Origin of the sequence: Pseudomonas sp. P867 (assembly GCF_019891455.1) — a bacterium.
Taxonomy (GTDB): domain Bacteria; phylum Pseudomonadota; class Gammaproteobacteria; order Pseudomonadales; family Pseudomonadaceae; genus Aquipseudomonas; species Aquipseudomonas synxantha_A.
The window spans coordinates 1-3,066 of sequence record NZ_JAFLXB010000031.1 but is presented as its reverse complement, the minus strand read 5'-3'; the positions used below and the strand labels follow the sequence as shown (position 1 = coordinate 3,066).

1 protein-coding gene is annotated in these 3,066 nt (G+C 55.7%); it reads right to left on the bottom strand.

The genetic code is table 11. The annotated features are described in order from the left end of the window. Positions 1–3,066, bottom strand: a 3,066-nt coding sequence (locus J1G33_RS27665) for an immunoglobulin-like domain-containing protein (protein ID WP_347709549.1), incomplete at both ends; no start/stop codon positions are given.

Below are 3,066 nucleotides of genomic sequence, written 5' to 3'. Positions count from 1 at the left end.
GTTGCGGTATAGGTGATTTGGCCACCTTCGTTAACGGCACTAGGCGCTGTCAGGGTGACAGTAGTCGTGTTGTCGGTACCCGGTGTGTCCGTCACGGTGGTGTTCACCGCCGTAGTACCCGGCACCAGATTTTCAAAGTGCTCGCCGCCAGTCACGCCTTTGATGGCGGTGGTGACGGTTTGATCGCCCTTGTACACGTCATCAGGAGCAATAACCGAAACGCTACCGCTCGATTGGTTTACACCGATGGTGATGGTTTCGCCATTGTCCAAAGTGACGGTCAGCGGGTTGGTGATGTTGGTCACCGGGGCGCCGTTTTTATCCACCAGGCTGGCGGTGTAGACGATATTGCCGCCTTCGCCCACGGTAGTCGTGGCGGTCAGTACAACATCGACCTTATCGATGGTGTCGTTGATGGTGGTGGTCGCACCGTTGCCTGCAACTTCCAGTTTTTCGAAGTTGCCGCCGGAAGCGTCGGTGATCTTGACCGTCTGCGTGCTCTTATCGATAAACACGTCATCGGTCGGTGCCGGGACGGTCACAGTGCCGACGGTGTCGCCGGCTTTGATAGTGATGCTTGAGCCGTTGTCGAGTTTCAACGTGACGTCGGTACCGGCCTTATTGCTCAAGGTCGCGGTGTAGGTGATCTGGCCACCTTCATTAACGACACTTGGCGCAGTCAGTGTGACAGTCGTTGTGTTATCGGTACCCGGAGTGTCCGTAACGGTGGTGTTTACTGACGTAGTACCTGGAACCAGATTTTCAAAGTGCTCGCCACCGGTCACACCCTTGATAGCGGTGGTGACGGTCTGGTCGCCTTTGTAGACATCATCCGGTGCCAAGACCGAGACAGTGCCGCTGGTTTCATTCACACCAATGGTGATGGTCTTGCCATTGTCCAAAGTTACGGTCAGCGGGTTGGTGATGTTGGTCACCGGCGCACCGTTTTTATCCACAAGGCTGGCGGTGTAAACGATATTGCCGCCTTCACCGACGGTGGTGGTGGCGGTCAGAACTACGTCCACCTTGTCGATGGTGTCGTTGATGGTGGTGGTTGCGCCGTTGCCTGCGACTTCCAACTTCTCGAAGTTGCCGCCAGTGGTCTCGGTGATCTTGACGGTCTGGGTGCTCTTATCGATGAACACGTCATCGGTAGGCGCAGGGACAGTCACAGTGCCGACAGTTTCGCCAGCCTTGATGATGATCGACGAGCCGTTATCCAACTTCAGCGTGACATCGGTACCGGCCTTATTACTCAAGGTCGCGGTGTAGGTGATCTGGCCACCTTCATTAACGACACTTGGGGCAGTCAGCGTGACAGTCGTTGTGTTGTCGGTGCCCGGGGTGTCGGTAACGGTGGTGTTCACTGCAGTAGTGCCCGGTACCAAGTTCTCGAAGTGCTCACCGCCAGTGACACCAGTAATGGCGGTGGTGACGGTTTGATCGCCTTTGTACACATCATCAGGAGCAATAACCGAAACGCTAGCGCTCGATTCGTTCACTCCGATGGTGATGGTTTGGCCGTTATCCAGGGTGACAGTCAACGGATTGGTGATGTTAGTCACCGGCGCGCCGTTTTTATCCACAAGGCTGGCGGTGTAAACGATGTTGCCGCCTTCGCCGACGGTGGTGGTGGCGGTCAGTATCACATCGACTTTATCGATGGTGTCGTTGATCGTGGTGGTGGCGCCGTTGCCTGCAACTTCCAATTTCTCGAAGTTGCCGCCTGTAGCTTCGGTGATTTGAACGGTCTGCGTGCTTTTGTCGATGAACACATCATCGGTAGGCGCAGGCACAGTCACAGTGCCGACGGTGTCGCCCGCTTTGATGGTGATCGACGAGCCGTTATCCAACTTCAAGGTGACGTCAGTGCCCGCTTTATTCGAAAGCGTAGCGGTGTACGTAATTTGACCACCTTCGTTCGCTTCGGACGGAGCTGTCAGCGTCACGGTAGTGGTGTTGTCGGTACCCGGTGTGTCCGTAACGGTGGTGTTTACTGACGTAGTACCTGGAACCAGATTTTCAAAGTGCTCGCCGCCGGTCACACCCTTGATAGCGGTGGTGACGGTCTGATCGCCTTTGTAGACGTCATCCGGTGCCAAGACCGAAACAGTGCCGCTGGACTGATTCACTCCGATGGTGATGGTCTCGCCATTGTCCAAAGTGACGGTCAGCGGGTTGGTGATGTTAGTCACCGGTGCGCCGTTTTTATCCACAAGGCTGGCGGTGTAAACGATGTTGCCGCCTTCGCCGACGGTGGTAGTAGCGGTCAGTACTACATCGACTTTATCGATGGTGTCATTGATCGTGGTGGTCGCACCATTGCCCGCAACTTCCAACTTCTCGAAATTGCCGCCAGAAGCGTCAGTGATCTGGACCGTCTGGGTGCTCTTGTCGATGAACACATCATCGGTAGGTGCAGGCACGGTCACAGTGCCGACGGTATCGCCGGCCTTGATAGTGATCGACGAGCCGTTATCCAACTTCAAAGTGACGTCAGTACCCGCTTTATTGGAAAGCGTAGCGGTGTACGTGATCTGGCCGCCTTCGTTAACGGCGCTAGGCGCGGTCAGCGTAACAGTCGTGGTGTTGTCGGTACCCGGTGTATCGGTGACAGTGGTGTTCACCGCCGTAGTGCCCGGCACCAGGTTCTCGAAGTGCTCACCGCCAGTGACACCAGTAATGGCGGTAGTGACGATCTGGTCGCCCTTATACACGTCATCCGGTGCCAAAACCGAGATAGAACCGCTGCTTTGGTTCACACCAATAGTGATGCTCTGGCCGTTATCCAAAGTGACAGTCAGCGGATTGGTGATGTTAGTCACCGGCGCGCCGTTTTTATCCACAAGGCTTGCGGTGTAAACGATATTGCCGCCTTCACCGACGGTAGTGGTAGCGGTCAGGACAACATCGACCTTGTCGATGGTGTCGTTGATCGTGGTGGTGGCGCCGTTACCCGCGACTTCCAACTTCTCGAAGTTGCCGCCAGAAGCGTCAGTGATCTGGACCGTCTGGGTGCTCTTGTCGATGAACACATCATCGGTAGGTGCAGGCACGGTCACAGTG